Raw genomic sequence first — 14,503 nt, 5'->3', positions numbered from 1 at the left:
TCACCGCTCCATCGCCGGCCCGCAAGCCCGATGCCGCACTCGGTCAGCGTGCGCGGGGCACTGTCAGCCAGGTCACCGCGTACCGGTCGGCGTCCGGCTCCATGAAGCGCACCAGCGCATCGGCCACCTCCTCCACCTGCTGCACCGCGTCGGCGGACAGGCGCTCGAAAGGCTCGATGCTCAGCGTGGCAAGGCCTTTTTCCACTTGCATCTGCCAGCCCGCCCGCACGAAGCCATCCACCAGCACCGCACGCGGGCGCCGGCCGTTCGGCCCCATGGCGAACCGGGCGGCGTGCTCGGCCGGCACGATGCGCGTGCGGTCTTCGTGCGAGAGCAGGCAGTTGTCGTACTCGGGCAGCAGGCGCGCCGGTGCCGGCGTGTCCGCCCGGGGGCGGGGTGCCTGGGGCAGGTCGAAGAGCTCGCGGCCCTGCTCGTCCTGAAAGGTTCGCAGTTGCGGCCGCAGGTCCTCCAGCGCCTTGGCCGTGCCGCCCAGGCCGCACCAGCACCGCAGGTCGGCCGCGCTCGCAGGGCCCATCGCCGCCAGCCCGCGCAGCAGCAGCGCCGACAGCGGCGTCGCCTGCGACAGCGCTTCGCCCAGCCAGTCATCGGCGGGCAGGAAGCGCGGCGGGCGGGAATAGCCCCAGCGTTCATCGCCGGGCACCATCGCCAGGGGAATGCAGGTGCGCACCCACCGCGCCAGGCCCTCCTTGCCGGCCTTGGGAAAGGTGGCGCCGAGCGCCTCGCCGATCTGCTGGGCGTTCAGCGGGCCGCGTGCGAGCAGCTCGCGCGCGGCCGCCTCCAGCGCCGGCATCTCGAAGCCACCGGCCAGGTGCGCATGCGCCTTCAGCTCGCGGTCCAGCACCGGCTGCAGCAGGCGGCGAAACGCCAGGTAGTCCTCGGCGCTCACCGTGTGGATGGTGCCGCGCAGCAAGGTGCCTCGCACCACTTCCCGCTTCGCCGCCGCCGTGTGCAGCCTCAACGAGGTGAAACCGGACAGGCGTGACCACAAGGCCACATGCGGATCGCGCGGCTCCTGCGACTGCAGGCCCGCCAGCGCATGCACCGCCTGTGGCACTGACAGGCGCTTGCGCTGCAGCAGCAGCTGGCGCGCGAGCAGCGCGCGGTTGAGCGCGCGGGTGGACAGCGTGCGGGCTGCCACGCCGGATCAGCCGCGTAGCGTCACCCAGGCCGGCGCATGGTCGCTGGGCTTTTCCCGGCCGCGCACGTCCTTGTCGACACCCGCCGCATCCAGGCGCTTGGCAGCCGCCGGATTGAGCAGCAGGTGGTCGATGCGCAGGCCGGCGTTGCGCTCCCAGCGCTGGCGAAAGAAGTCCCAGAAGGTGTAGACCGGCTTGCCCGCATGCAGGCTGCCAATGGCATCGGTCCAGCCCTGCGCCAGCAGCCGCTGCCAGGCGGCCCGGGTCTCGGGCTGCAGCAGTGCGTCGTTCTTCCACGAGGCGGCCGAATAGATGTCGCCCACGCCATCGGTGGGCACCACGTTGTAGTCGCCGGCCAGCACCACCGGGCCGTCATGTTCGAACAGCGGCGCCGCATGCTCGATCAGGCGCGCCATCCAGGCCAGCTTGTAGTCGAACTTCGGGCCGGGCTGCGGGTTGCCGTTGGGCAGGTAGATGGAAGCGATCACCACCCCGTTGACCTCCGCTTCTATGTAGCGGCTGTGGGTGTCGTCGGGGTCGCCGGGCAGGCCGCGGCGGCGCTCCTTCGGCGCGCTGCCGCGTGCCAGGATGGCCACGCCGTTGAAGCCTTTCTGGCCGTGCCAGATGGCGCCGTAGCCCGCCTCGCGCACCGCAGCTTCCGGGAAGGTGGCATCCGAAGTCTTGATCTCCTGCAGGCACACCACGTCGGGCTGCGCCTCGTTCAGCCATTCCAGCAGGCGGGGCAGGCGGCTGTTGATGCCATTGACGTTGAAGGTGGCGATCTTCATGGGCGGTGCAAGATGCAGGGTTGCGCCGCATCCTAACCGCCATGGCCTCATCCCACCCACCATCCGCACCGCTTCACCCCGCGCTGGCCGGGGCTCTGGAAGAAGCCCGCGCCTTGCAGGCGCGCGGCTGGGCCGTGCCCGGCGACGCCACGCTGGCGCAGGCCCAGCGCCTGCTGGCGTTGGTGCTGGCGGCCGGCTGGCGGCCACCCACCGTGCAGGCGGACGCCGACGGCAGCCTGGTGCTGGAGTGGGACGCCGGCGCGCGCGGCTGGCTGCAGCTGCGGGTGGACGGCAGCAGCCAGCTCACGCACAGCGCCGTGATCGAAGGCGACGAGTACGCCAAGGCCGAGCCGTTTGGCGACACGTTGCCAGACTGGGCCGATGCCCTGCTGCGCCGCCTGTTGCTGGCAGGCCACTGACCAGCCCAGGCCACGCCCTCGCCCGGCGTGGCGTTTGCTGGCATGCTCGACGCCCCGGCCGCCGGCCGGCGCATGCCAAGGAGGTTCTTATGCCCGCTGCCCCGCAACGCCGGCCCGACACCGGCAACACCGACCAGGCCGACCTCGCCAAGCTGCTGCTGCGCGTGACGCTCGGTGTGCTGATCCTGCTGCACGGCATCGCCAAGCTCAAGGGCGGCCCGGACTTCGTGCTGGGCGCCGTCACCAAGATGGGCCTGCCGGCGCAGTTCGGCTACCTGGTCTATGTGGGCGAGGTGCTCGCGCCGGTGCTGTTGATCGTGGGCTACCTCACCCGCGCAGCGGCCGTCGTGGTGGCGATCAACATGCTGTCCGCCGTGTGGCTGGTGCACATGCCGCAGCTGTTCACCCTGTCGCAGACCGGCGGTTGGGCGCTGGAGCTGCAGGGCCTGTACTTCATGGCCTCCATCGTGGTGGCGCTGCTGGGCGCCGGGCGCTACAGCCTGGGCGGCACGTCGGCGCGCTGGAACTAGGGGCCCGTGCGCAGCAGCAGCAGCGCGCGGACGAAGCCGCTACGATCGGCCGCCACACTTGAGGGAAGCACATTCATGAAACGATTGCGTCTGGTGGTCAACGGCCGCCCGGTGGAAGCCGAGGTGGAGCCGCACACCCTGCTGGTGGAGCTGTTGCGCGGGCCGCTGGGCCTGACCGGCACCCACGTGGGCTGCGACACCAGCCAATGCGGCTGCTGCACCGTGCTGGTGGACGGTGCCTCGGTCAAGAGCTGCACCATGCTGGCCGTGCAGGCCGAAGGCGCGCAGGTGCGCACCGTTGAAGGCCTGGCTCGGGCCGATGGCTCGCTGCATCCGGTGCAGCAGGCCTTCATCGACTGCCATGGCCTGCAATGCGGCTTCTGCACCCCGGGGATGATGATGAGCGCCACCTGCCTGCTGGAGCACAACCCGCGCCCCACCGAGGCGGAGGTGGTGCACGCGCTGGAAGGCAACCTGTGCCGCTGCACCGGCTACGTCAACATCGTGGCCGCGGTGCAGACGGCCGCCCGCGCCATGGCCGGGGAGCGCCCGGAATGAGCACCGTGTTCGAAGCCGGCCGCTTCGGCAGCGGCCAGGCCGTCAAGCGCATCGAGGACCCGGCACTCGTGGCCGGCAAAGGCCAGTACACCGACGACGTGGTCGCAGCGGGCCAGACGCACCTGGTGTTCCTGCGCTCGCCCTACGCACATGCCCGCATCCTCTCGATCAACACCGAAGACGCGAGCGCCCTGCCCGGTGTGCATGCGGTGTTCACCGGCGCGCAGCTGGTGGACGCCGGTGTGAAGCCCCTGGCGGTGGGCGGTTTCAAGCGGCCCGACGGCAGCGACATGGCCACCCCCGTGCGCCGGGCGCTGGCGCACGAGGTGGTGCGCTACGTGGGCGAGCCGGTGGTGGCCGTGGTGGCCGACAGCCGCGACGCCGCCCGCGCCGCCGCCGACGCGGTGTGGGTGGACTATGAAGAGCTGCCCCACGTCACCGACCCGCTGCAGGCCATGCAGCCCGGCGCACCCGCCCTGTGCCCCGGCGCACCGGACAACGTGAGTGCGCAGATGCGCCACGGCGACGCCGCCGCCACCGAACAGGCGTTTGCCCAGGCCGCCCACACGGTGTCGCTGCAGTTGGTGAACCAGCGCCTGGCGCCCAGCCCGATGGAGCCGCGCAGCGTGTTGGCGGAACTGGACCCGGCCACCGGCCGGCTGACCGTGCGCCTGTCCAGCCAGATGCCCACCGGGGTGCGCGGCGGCCTGTGCAACACCCTGCCCGATCTCGCCACGGAGCAGGTGCGGGTGCTGGTGGGCGACGTGGGCGGTGGCTTCGGCATGAAGACCGGCCTGTACCCCGAGGACATCGTGGTGGCCCATGCGGCCCGCACGCTCAAGCGCCCGGTGCGCTGGCAGGCCGAGCGCATCGAGGACTTTCTCTCGGCCGTGCATGGGCGCGATGTGCTCAGCCGCGCCGAGATGGCGCTGGACGCCCAAGGCAAGGTGCTGGCGCTGCGCGTGCAGTCCATCTGCAACGTGGGCGCCTACGCCACCGCGGCCGGCGTGGCCATCCAGGTGCTGATCGGCCCCTGGGTATCCACCAGCGTGTACGACATCCGCAACGTCGATCTCACCTTCACCGCGGTGCTCACCGACCGCGCCCCCACCGGGCCCTACCGCGGCGCCGGCCGGCCAGAGGCGATCTACATCACCGAGCGGCTGATGGACGCGGCCGCGCGCCAGCTGCAGTTGGACCCGGCCGAGCTGCGCCGGCGCAACCTGATCCGCCCCGAGCAGATGCCCTACCAGAACGCGCTGGGCCAGACCTACGACAGCGGGCATTTCGAGAAGATCCTCGACCAGGGCCTGGCGCTGGCCGACTGGCAGGGCTTTGCCGCCCGCCGGAGCGACGCCACGCGGCGCGGCAAGCTGCGCGGCCGCGGCATCGCCACCTTCCTCGAATGGACCGGCGGCAACGCCTTCGAGGAGCATGTGAGCGTGAGCGTCAGCGCCGACGGTTTCATCGAGATCGGCTCGGCCACCCAGGCGATGGGACAGGGCATCCAGACCAGCTATGCGCAGCTGGCGGTGGACGTGTTCGGCGTGCCGATCGAACGCATCCGCATCCTGCAAGGCGACACCGACCGCGCCAACGGCTTCGGCAGCGCCGGCTCGCGCTCGCTGTTCACCGGCGGCTCGGCCGTGCAGGTGGCCTCGCAGAAGACGGTGGATGACGCCCGCGAGCTGGCCGGCCAGGCGCTGGAGGCCCCGCCGGCGGACATCGAATACCGCAACGGCCGCTTCGTCGTGGCCGGCACCGACCTCGGCATTGGCCTGTTCGAGCTGGCCGGGCGCCAGCCCGGGGCCCGCATCAGCGTGCAGGCCAGCCACACCGTCAACGGCCCGAGCTGGCCCAACGGCTGCCATGTGTGCGAGGTGGAGGTCGACCCGGCCACCGGCGCGGTGGAGATCGTGTCCTATGCGTCGGTCAACGACGTGGGCCGCATCGTCAGCCCGGTGATCGTGCGCGGCCAGCTCGAAGGCGGCGCCGTGCAAGGGATCGGCCAGGCGCTGAGCGAACAGGTGGTCTACGACAACGACAGCGGCCAGCTGCTCACCGCCAGCTTCCTGGACTACGCCTTGCCGCATGCGGACACGTTCCGGAGCTTCCGCACCGAGTTCGACATCTCCGTTCCCTGCCAGACCAACCCGCTGGGCGTCAAAGGGGTGGGCGAGCTGGGCACCATCGGCGCCACGCCGGCGGTGGTCACCGCCGTGGTCGACGCGCTGGCGCACCAGGGTCTGGGCCGCGAAGCCGAACGACTCCAGATGCCACTGACCGCCGAGCGGGTGTGGCGAGCGCTGAACGGGGATTTCGGCCCGCCGCCCTTCGGCTGACCCCCCGGGCTGGGGCCAGGCCCCTTCCGCTGCGGCGCAAACAGGTGTAGAACGAGTGTCACCGCATGCCCTGTCATCACCGATGAAAGGAGGGCACCATGCGCAGACGCATCTATTGGCTGTTGCCTGACCTGGCCAGCGCCAGGCGGACGATGGATGACCTGCTGCTGGCACGCATCGACGAAAAGCACATGCACTTCGTCGGCAGCGACAGCACCGACCTGTCCGGTTTGCACGCCGCCAACGTGCTGCAGACCTCGGACCTGATCCCCGCGGCCCAGTCGGGCCTGGTGATCGGCGGCGCAGTCGGCGTGCTCGCCGGCGTGGCGGCGGCCCTGTACCCCATCGTGGGCGACACGCCGCAGTGGGGCGTGGTCGGGGTGCTGGCGGTGGTGGGCGGGCTCTTCGGCGCCTGGTCCTCCAGCATGCTGGGCAGCTCGGCACCCAACCGTCGGCTGAAACGCTTCGAACTGGCCATCGAGCGAGGGCAGATCCTGTTGATGGTCGACGTGCCGCGTTCGCGCCTGGAAGAAGTGGAGGAGCTGCTGCAGATGCGGCACCCCGAAGGCCACTTCGAAGGCGTGGAACCCGCGATCCCCGCGTTTCCCTGATCCTGCGTGGCGGCGCGCACGCGGCGGCACCGCAGCCCGCCGCGTGGCCGCACGCCGCGTGCGCAGCCCTTGCATCCGCTGCCATGGGAGGCCGTGATGGACCTGCAACTGAGCGCAAGACTTCAATCGCACCACTGGGCGCGGCGTGCGCCCGACTGGCTGGCCGCCGGCGTGGCCGGCTTCGTGGCCGGGGCCGTGCTGATGACGCTGGAGCTCGCCTGGGCGGCGTTGTCTCCCGACACCAGCGTCTGGTACGGCTCGCACCAGGTGGCCGCCATCGCCCTGGGGCGCGACGCGCTGCAATCCAACGCCTTCAGCTGGGGCATTGTGGCCACCGCGCTGGCCATCCACTACCTGCTGGGCATCACCTTCGGCCTGCTGCTGGCGGCGATCATCGCGCCCTTCCACCTCGACTCCAGCTGGCATGCGGTGTTGAGCGCGGGTGCCTTGTTCGGCGCGGTGCTCTACGGCATCAACTTCTACGGCATGAGCCAGGTGTTCGGCTGGTTTGCCGAGATGCGCGGGGCCGGCACCTTCTGCGCCCACCTGGTGTTCGGCATGGTGGCCGCGGCCGCGTATCGGCAGCTGGAACGCCCCGTGGCCAAACGATAGGTTCCGCTCAGGCTGCCGGAGCCGCCCATGGCCATCGCCGTCGCCCTCGTCGTGATCGTGGTCGGCTCGCTGCTGTTCCACTTCCTCAACCCCTGGCAGGCCACGCCGCTGGCCTCCAACTGGCAGTCGATGGACGACACGCTGACGATCACCTTCGTGATCACCGGCCTGTTCTTCGTGGTCATCAACCTCCTGCTGGTCTACACCGTGTGGCGCTTCCGCCATCGCAGCGGGCACAAGGCGGCCTACGCGCATGACAACAAGAAGCTGGAGCGCTGGCTGATCATCGGCACGTCGGTGGGGGTGGCGGCCCTGCTCACGCCGGGCCTGTTCGTCTATGCACGCTATGTCGATCCGCCTGCCGATGCGCTGGTGATGGAGGTGGTGGCGCAGCAGTGGCAATGGCGCTTCCGTTTCCCCGGCGGCGGCGGCAAGCTCGGCGGCACCGACACCCGCTTCGTGAAGGCCGACAACCCCTTCGGCCTGGACCCGAGCGACGCCAACGGCCAGGACGACGTGCTGGTCGACGCCACCGAGGTGCACCTGCCGCTGAACCGGCCGGTCAAGGTCGTGGCGCGCTCGCACGACGCGCTGCATGACTTCTACGTGCCGCCGTTCCGGGCGCGCATGAACATCGTGCCGGGCCAGGTGAGCAGCTTCTGGTTCACGCCCACGCAGGCCGGCCGCTTCGAGGCGTTGTGCGCACAGCTGTGCGGCGTGGGGCATCCCAACATGCGCGGCGTGGTGGTGGTGGAGGACGAGGCTGCCTTCCTTGCCTGGCTGCAGCGCCAGCCCACCTTCGCCCGCAGCCAGGCGCTGGCGCGGGCCAACGCCGACACGCCGGCCGCACGCGGCCGCGCGCTGGCGCAGGCCAAGGCCTGCCTGGGCTGCCACTCGGTGGATGGCAACGCCAGCGCGGGGCCCACCTGGAAGGGCCTGTTCGGCCGCAACGAGGCGCTGGCCGACGGCAGCAGCGTGAAGGTGGACGACACCTACCTGCGCCACGCCATCCGCGAACCCCAGGCCCAGGTGGTCAAGGGCTTTGCGAACATCATGCCGCCCACCCCGCTGAGCGACGAGGAAGTGGCGCAGATCGTGGCCTACATCAAGTCACTGGGAGGCTGAATGGCCTACGGAGCAACCTTGCCTGCGGCGCAGCACCTGGACGGCGAGCACGGCGGCGACCATGGCCCGCAGAGCTTCTGGACACGCTACGTCTGGAGCCAGGACCACAAGGTGATCGCGGTGCAGTACGCCAGCACGGCCATCATCGTGGGGCTGGTCGGGCTGGCGCTGTCCAACCTGATGCGGCTGCAGCTGGGCTTTCCCGGCCAGTTCGAGTTCATCAACGCCGAGCGCTACTACCAGTTCGTCACCATGCACGGGATGATCATGGTGATCTACCTGCTGACGGCGTTGTTCCTCGGCGGCTTCGGCAACTACATGATCCCGCTGATGGTGGGCTCGCGGGACATGGTGTTCCCGTTCATGAACATGCTGAGCTTCTGGGTCTACCTGCTGTCGGTGCTGGTGCTGCTGGCGAGCTTCTTCGTGCCCGGTGGCCCCACCGGGGCGGGCTGGACGCTGTATCCGCCGGCGGCCATCCTGCCCGGCACACCGGGGCACGACTGGGGGATCATCTTGATGCTCGTGTCGCTGGTGATCTTCATCGTGGCCACCACCATGGGCGGCCTGAACTACGTGACCACCGTGCTGCAGGCCCGCTGCGAAGGCATGACGCTGCTGCGCATGCCGCTCACGGTGTGGGGCATCTTCGTGGCCACCATCCTGGCGCTGCTGGCGTTTCCGGCGCTGTTCGTCAGCGGCGTGATGATGCTGCTCGACAAGACGCTGCAGACCAGCTTCTTCATGCCGGCCATGGTGTCCATGGGCCAGGAGACCGCCTACCGCGGCGGCAGCCCGCTGCTGTTCCAGCACCTGTTCTGGTTCTTCGGGCATCCGGAGGTGTACATCGTGGCGCTGCCGGCCTTCGGCATCGTGAGCGACCTGATCAGCGTGCACGCGCGGCGCAGCATCTTCGGCTACCGCATGATGGTGTGGGCCATCCTGGCGATCGGGGTGCTGAGCTTCGTGGTGTGGGCACACCACATGTTCGTGAGCGGCATGAACCCGTACTTCGGGTTCTTCTTCGCCACCACCACGCTGATCATCGCGGTGCCCACGGCGATCAAGGTCTACAACTGGATGCTCACGCTGTGGCGCGGCGACATCCACCTCACCGTGCCGATGCTGTTTGCGCTCGCCTTCGTGAGCACCTTCCTGATCGGCGGGCTCACGGGCCTGTTCCTAGGCAACGTGAGCGTGGACATCCCGCTGTCGGGCACCATGTTCGTGGTGGCGCACTTCCACATGGTGATGGGCGTGGCGCCCCTGCTGGTGGTGTTCGGCGGCATTTACCACTGGTACCCCAAGATCGCGGGCCGCATGCTGGACGACCGGCTGGGCCACTGGCACTTCTGGGTCACCTTCCTCGGCACCTACGCCATCTTCTTCCCCATGCACTACCTCGGCATCCTCGGCATGCCGCGGCGTTACTACGAGTACAAGGGCTACGACTTCATCCCGCCCTCGGCCCACCTGCTGAACGTGTGGATCACCGTGGCAGCGCTGGTGGTGGCCGCCTTCCAGCTGGTGTTCGTCTACAACCTGATTCACAGCGCCTTCCGCGGCCGGCGCGCCGAGCCCAACCCCTGGCGCGCCGCCTCGCTGGAATGGGCCACGCCCGACACGCCGCCCGCGCATGGCAACTGGGGCCGCGCGTTGCCTGTGGTGTACCGCTGGGCCTATGCCTACAGCGTGCCGGGGGCAGCGGAGGACTTCATCGCCCAGACCGCTCCGCCCGAGGAAGGCGGGGACGAGCCTTCGCACGAGCCGGCGAACGTGCAGGAGGTGCCTGCATGAGCGCCGCCCGGCCGCCCGAAGGCGCTCGCACGGCAGTGCGAAGCGCGGAGGTTGCCCAATGACCGCGAGCACTGCCGCCTTGCGCGCCGCCGGTCGAGGCGACGATTTGCCGGCCGGCCCGCGCGCCGCCGGCTCCCGGCGCCAGCGGCCCGGAGCGGCCGCCGACATCGGCCTGTGGGTGTTCATCGGTTTTGCGAGCACCCTGTTCACGCTGTTCCTCATCGCCTACGTGATGCGCGCGGTGAGCAACGACTGGTCGCCGATCGGCATGCCGTGGCAGCTGTGGCTGAGCACGGCGGTGCTGGCGGCGGGCAGCGGCCTGCTGCACGCGGCCGCCGTGGCGGCACGGCGCCGACACGGCGCGCAGGCCAACGCCCTGGTGCTGGGCGGTGGTGTCTGCGCCCTGCTCTTCATCGGTGTGCAGCTGTGGGCCTGGGCCACGCTCATGGGCGCGCGTGTCACGCCAGCGGGCAACCCGGCCGCCAGCTTCTTCTACCTGCTCACCGCCATGCACGGCCTGCACGTGCTGGGTGGCCTGCTGGCCTGGGGCTGGCTCGCCTGGAGCCTGCGCCAACAGGCGGACGCGGCGGTGCTGGCCAATCGCATCCGCCTGTGCGCGCGCTACTGGCACTTCCTGCTGCTGCTGTGGGGCGTGCTGTTCGCCGCCATGGGCCTGCTCACACCGGACCTGGCCCGCGCGCTGTGCGGCGTGCGCTGAACCGAGGACTCTCATGAGCGCCATCCCCATCCCCACCCACGAGCCGCCTGCCGGGCTGCGCGGGCTGGTGTCCGACTGGTCGTCGGACCGCGAGGCCTTCCACGTGTCGTGGGGCAAGGCCATGATGTGGTTCTTCCTGCTGAGCGACACCTTCGTCTTCAGCTGCTTCCTCACCAGCTACATGACGGTGCGGGGCTCCACCACGGTGGCCTGGCCCAACCCGAGCCAGGTGTTCTCGCTCAACATCGCGGGCACCGACGTGCCCCTGCTGCTGATCGCGATCATGACCTTCGTGCTGATCAGCAGCAGCGGCACTATGGCGATGGCGGTGAACTGCGCCTACCGGCGCGACCGCATCAACGCCGCGGCGCTGATGCTGGTGACCGCAGCCTTCGGCGAGATGTTCGTGCTGATGCAGGCCTTCGAATGGAGCAAGCTCATCCTGCACGAGGGCGTGCGGCCCTGGGGCAACCCGATGGGTGCGGCCCAGTTCGGCTCGGCGTTCTTCATGATCACCGGCTTCCACGGCCTGCATGTATCGGCCGGCGTGGTGTACCTGGTGGTCGTGGCGGTGCGCCTGCTGCGCGGCCGCTACGACCACACCAACTACCAGATCGTGGAGATCACCGGCCTGTACTGGCACTTCGTGGACCTGGTGTGGGTGTTCATCTTTGCCTTCTTCTACCTGTGGTGAGGTCGCCATGAGCAGTTCCACTGGCCAACAGCATCCGATCGGGCTCTACCTCAAGATCTGGGGCCTGCTCTTCGTGCTGAGCACGCTGTCGTACCTGGTGGACTACTTCCACTTCCAGGGCCTGCTGCGCTGGGGCCTGATCCTGATCTTCATGGCGCTCAAGGCCGGGCTGATCGTTGCGGTGTTCATGCACATGGCCTGGGAGCGGCTGGCGCTGGTGTATGCCATCCTGCTGCCGCCGCTGGCGGTGCTGGTGCTGGTGGGGCTGATGGCGGTGGAGGCGGACACCACCTTCGTCACGCGGCTGCTGTTCTTCCGCTGACGCGGCGCTACTCGCCGTCCAGCAGCCAGCCGCGGGCCCGGACCGCGCCACCGGACAACGCGAACGCCAGGCGGTCATGGTGGCCGCGCCAGTCGTACAGCCACAGATGGGTGGGGGCCGCGGCCTGCAAGGCCTGGACGCGGCCTGTCACACCCGCACATGCCCCTGAGGCGCAGTCCATCACCGCATCGGGCGGGCCCATCCACTGGCGCAGCTGCGCTTCGGACACTTGCCGCTGCAGCGCGCAATCGGCCAGCTGCTGCATGAGCCGGTGCTTGCGGCCGCGCCATGCGTCCACCGCCGTGTTCCAGGGGCCGCCGCTGAAGTGCCCGGGCGTCTGGCGCAGCGCTCGATAGTCACTGGATTGGCCTGCCAGGTCGGCCTCACAGGCATGTGCTTTGACGCCGATACCGATCGATACCAAAACCATCAGCAGCATGCCTGCGAGCTGGTGGCGACCCCTATGCAGCGCCGCAAAACCCAGGCAGAGAATCGCCCCGCGCTTGGCGAGGGCGATCCCCCGTTGCAGCGCGCCGCACCAGCCAGGCCACCGCGCTGGAAACCCGCTACCCCCAGGGAGTGCATCCATGAACCTCACCCGTTCGCCCTTGTGCGCGGCCGTTGCCGCCTTGCTCTTGTCCATGGGCACCGGCCCCGCCGCTTCTGCCCCCGACCACGCCAACGAGATGCGCCAGCTGCGCCAGCAGGAACAACAGCGCACCAACCTCTACAAGGCCTATTTTCCGGACCTGCCCACCGCCCGCAAGGCGGCTGTCACCTTCCACAACAACCTGATGGAAGCGGACTACGACAAGGGCTTCCTGGTGTTCGAGCTCGATCCCGGCGAGATCGCCACGCTGCGCCGCTTCGGCTTTCGCATCGAGCCCGCGCCCGAGTACGTGGCGCTGCGCGACAGCATCCTGAACCAGATCCAGCAGGCGAACGATGCGCGCCAGCGCATGGGCGTGGCCAGCGCCGGCGGCGAGGTGGGCATCGAGTCCATCCCGAACTATGCTTGCTACGAGACGGTGGAAGAGACCTTCGCGGCGGCGCAGGGTTTTGCCACCAGCTACCCCAACCTGGCCCAGTGGATCGACGTCGGTGATTCCTGGCAGAAGACCAAGGGCCTGGGCGGCTACGACATGCGCGTGCTCAAGCTCACCAACAGCGCGATCGGCGGCACCAAGCCCAAGCTCTTCGTCAACAGCGCCATCCATGCGCGTGAGTACACCACTGCGCCGCTGGTGCTGGAATTCGCGCGCTGGCTGGTCAATGGCTATGGCACCAATGCGGATGCCACCTGGATCCTGGATCACCATGAGGTGCACCTGCTGCTGCAGGCCAACCCGGACGGCCGCAAGAAGGCCGAGGGTGGCCTGTCATGGCGCAAGAACACCAACACCGCCTACTGCGGCGCCACCAGCAACAGCCGGGGCGCGGACCTGAACCGCAACTTCAGTTTCGGCTGGAATTCCACCAATGGCCAGGGCTCCAGCGGCAGCCAGTGCAGCGAGACCTATCGCGGCCCGAGTGCCGGCTCCGAGCCGGAAACCCAGGCGATCCAGAACTACGTCCGAAGCCTCTGGCCCGACCGCCGCGGCACCAACCCGAGCGACCCGGCGCCGGCGGACACCAGCGGCATCCACCTGGACATCCACAGCTACAGCCAGCTGGTGTTGTGGCCCTGGGGCACCACCTCCACGCCCAGCGGCAACGGCACCGCGCTGCAGACCTTGGGCCGGCGCCTGGCCTGGTTCAACGGCTACACGCCGGAGCAGTCGATCGGCCTGTACCCCACCGACGGCACCAGCGATGGCCCGAGCTACGGCGAGCTCGGCGTGGCGGCGTTCACCATCGAGCTGGGCACCAGCTTCTTCGAGAGCTGCAGCAGCTACAACAGCTCCACCAAGCCGAAGAACCTGCCAGCGCTCATCTACGCCGCCAAGGTGGTGCGCGCACCCTACCAGCTGCCCGCAGGCCCGGACGTGACCACCCTGACGCTGAGCAATGACGCCAGCGGCGGTGGCGTGCCGGCCGGCACGGCGGTGACGGTGTCCGCCGCCATCACCGACACCCGCTTCAACAACAGCAACGGCACCGAGCCCACGCAGAACATCAGCGCGGCCGAGGCCTACATCGACGTGCCGCCCTGGGCGCCAGGCGCCACGCCGATCGCATTGCGCGCCAGCGACGGCAGCTTCAACGCACCGACCGAGAACGCGACCGGCACGCTGGCCACCAGCGGGCTGGCACTGGGCAAGCACATCGTGTACGTGCGCGGCAAGGATGCGTCCGGCCAGTTCGGGCCAGTGACCGCGGCCTTCCTCAAGGTGACCACCGGCTCGCAGACGATTCCGGAGACCGAGCCCAACAACACCCGCACGGCACCGCAGGTGGTGGGCTCACCGGCCACGGTGAACGGCAGCATGGCCTCGTCCACCGACCAGGACTGGTATGCCGTGGACCTGCCCAACGGTGCGTCGCTCACGTCGCGCCTGCAGCCCAACGCCTCCAGCGACTACGACCTGTATGTGTACGACGCCGCCGGCACGCAGATCGGCAAGAGCGAAGCGAGCACCGGTGCGCTGGACCAGGTGACGGTGACCAACAACACCGGCGCCACGGCCAGGCGTTATGTGCAGGTGCGCTACTACAGCGGCGGCACCGGGGCGAGCGGCAGCTACACGCTGCAACTGGGCTGGTGAACACGGGCGCCCATGGCGCCCCTCGCCCGGTGGCACGTTGGTTGCCGGGTAATTGCGCCGAGATCGAGCCTGCCACGACGGCCCTTCGCCCCAGTGGCAGCTCGGTCATGCGCATTCCAACCGTT

The 14,503-nt window shown here is 69.4% G+C and carries 15 protein-coding genes; 12 read left to right on the top strand and 3 right to left on the bottom strand.

The genetic code is table 11. The features are described from left to right. Positions 1-43 precede the first annotated feature (43 nt). Entirely contained in the window at positions 44-1,159 is a 1,116-nt protein-coding gene (locus tag VPH43_RS23835; RefSeq protein WP_328580273.1) for a winged helix DNA-binding domain-containing protein, read from the bottom strand. Between the two features lie 6 nt (positions 1,160-1,165). After that, positions 1,166-1,945 carry an exodeoxyribonuclease III gene (gene xth, locus VPH43_RS23830; RefSeq protein ID WP_328580272.1) on the bottom strand — a complete coding sequence of 260 codons (780 nt, stop codon included), beginning with the start codon at positions 1,943-1,945 and terminating at the stop codon, positions 1,166-1,168. Positions 1,946-1,986: 41 nt separating this feature from the next. Between xth and VPH43_RS23825 the strand changes: the two genes are divergently transcribed. The 11 genes from VPH43_RS23825 to VPH43_RS23775 all read left to right on the top strand — a co-directional run bounded on the left by VPH43_RS23825 (position 1,987) and on the right by VPH43_RS23775 (position 11,673). Further along, positions 1,987-2,364 (top strand): hypothetical protein, encoded by a 378-nt coding sequence (locus VPH43_RS23825; protein ID WP_328580271.1) that lies wholly within the window; start codon positions 1,987-1,989, stop codon positions 2,362-2,364. A gap of 89 nt (positions 2,365-2,453) precedes the next feature. Further along, entirely contained in the window at positions 2,454-2,894 is a 441-nt protein-coding gene (locus VPH43_RS23820) for a DoxX family protein (protein WP_328580270.1), read from the top strand. A gap of 75 nt (positions 2,895-2,969) precedes the next feature. Further along, the gene (locus VPH43_RS23815; protein ID WP_328580269.1) at positions 2,970-3,452 is read left to right on the top strand and encodes a (2Fe-2S)-binding protein; all 483 of its coding nucleotides are present in this window, start codon (positions 2,970-2,972) and stop codon (positions 3,450-3,452) included. After that, positions 3,449-5,794: a xanthine dehydrogenase family protein molybdopterin-binding subunit gene (locus tag VPH43_RS23810; protein WP_328580268.1), complete on the top strand. Its 2,346-nt coding sequence runs from the start codon at positions 3,449-3,451 to the stop codon at positions 5,792-5,794. Before VPH43_RS23815 ends, VPH43_RS23810 begins: the two co-directional genes overlap by 4 nt. Before the next feature lie 98 nt (positions 5,795-5,892). After that, positions 5,893-6,405: a DUF1269 domain-containing protein gene (locus VPH43_RS23805; RefSeq protein WP_328580267.1), complete on the top strand. Its 513-nt coding sequence runs from the start codon at positions 5,893-5,895 to the stop codon at positions 6,403-6,405. A 96-nt stretch (positions 6,406-6,501) separates the two neighbouring features. Then, the gene (locus tag VPH43_RS23800) at positions 6,502-7,017 is read left to right on the top strand and encodes a hypothetical protein (RefSeq protein ID WP_328580266.1); all 516 of its coding nucleotides are present in this window, start codon (positions 6,502-6,504) and stop codon (positions 7,015-7,017) included. A 27-nt stretch (positions 7,018-7,044) separates the two neighbouring features. Continuing rightward, positions 7,045-8,142 (top strand): cytochrome c oxidase subunit II, encoded by a 1,098-nt coding sequence (locus tag VPH43_RS23795; protein ID WP_328580265.1) that lies wholly within the window; start codon positions 7,045-7,047, stop codon positions 8,140-8,142. Then, complete coding sequence (locus VPH43_RS23790; protein WP_328580264.1) at positions 8,143-9,939, top strand: cbb3-type cytochrome c oxidase subunit I; 1,797 nt, start codon at positions 8,143-8,145, stop codon at positions 9,937-9,939. Between the two features lie 58 nt (positions 9,940-9,997). Further along, positions 9,998-10,657: a cytochrome c oxidase subunit 3 gene (locus VPH43_RS23785; RefSeq protein WP_328580263.1), complete on the top strand. Its 660-nt coding sequence runs from the start codon at positions 9,998-10,000 to the stop codon at positions 10,655-10,657. A gap of 13 nt (positions 10,658-10,670) precedes the next feature. Continuing rightward, entirely contained in the window at positions 10,671-11,351 is a 681-nt protein-coding gene (locus VPH43_RS23780) for a heme-copper oxidase subunit III family protein (RefSeq protein ID WP_328580262.1), read from the top strand. Between the two features lie 7 nt (positions 11,352-11,358). Further along, a complete protein-coding gene (locus tag VPH43_RS23775; protein ID WP_328580261.1) occupies positions 11,359-11,673 on the top strand; it encodes a cytochrome C oxidase subunit IV family protein in 315 nt (104 codons plus the stop codon). Positions 11,674-11,680: 7 nt separating this feature from the next. Here VPH43_RS23775 and VPH43_RS23770 read toward each other — a convergent pair whose 3' ends face one another. Continuing rightward, positions 11,681-12,316: a hypothetical protein gene (locus VPH43_RS23770; protein ID WP_328580260.1), complete on the bottom strand. Its 636-nt coding sequence runs from the start codon at positions 12,314-12,316 to the stop codon at positions 11,681-11,683. Between VPH43_RS23770 and VPH43_RS23765 the strand changes: the two genes are divergently transcribed. Then, positions 12,261-14,378 (top strand): M14 family metallopeptidase, encoded by a 2,118-nt coding sequence (locus tag VPH43_RS23765; RefSeq protein ID WP_328580259.1) that lies wholly within the window; start codon positions 12,261-12,263, stop codon positions 14,376-14,378. The genes VPH43_RS23770 and VPH43_RS23765 overlap by 56 nt on opposite strands. The last annotated feature ends 125 nt before the right edge of the window (positions 14,379-14,503 follow it).

The organism is Ideonella sp. BN130291 (genome assembly GCF_036231905.1).
Taxonomy (GTDB): Bacteria; Pseudomonadota; Gammaproteobacteria; order Burkholderiales; family Burkholderiaceae_C; genus CAMLIZ01.
Note: the sequence above shows the minus strand (reverse complement) of the source record. Positions and strands in the feature narration are given on the sequence as shown.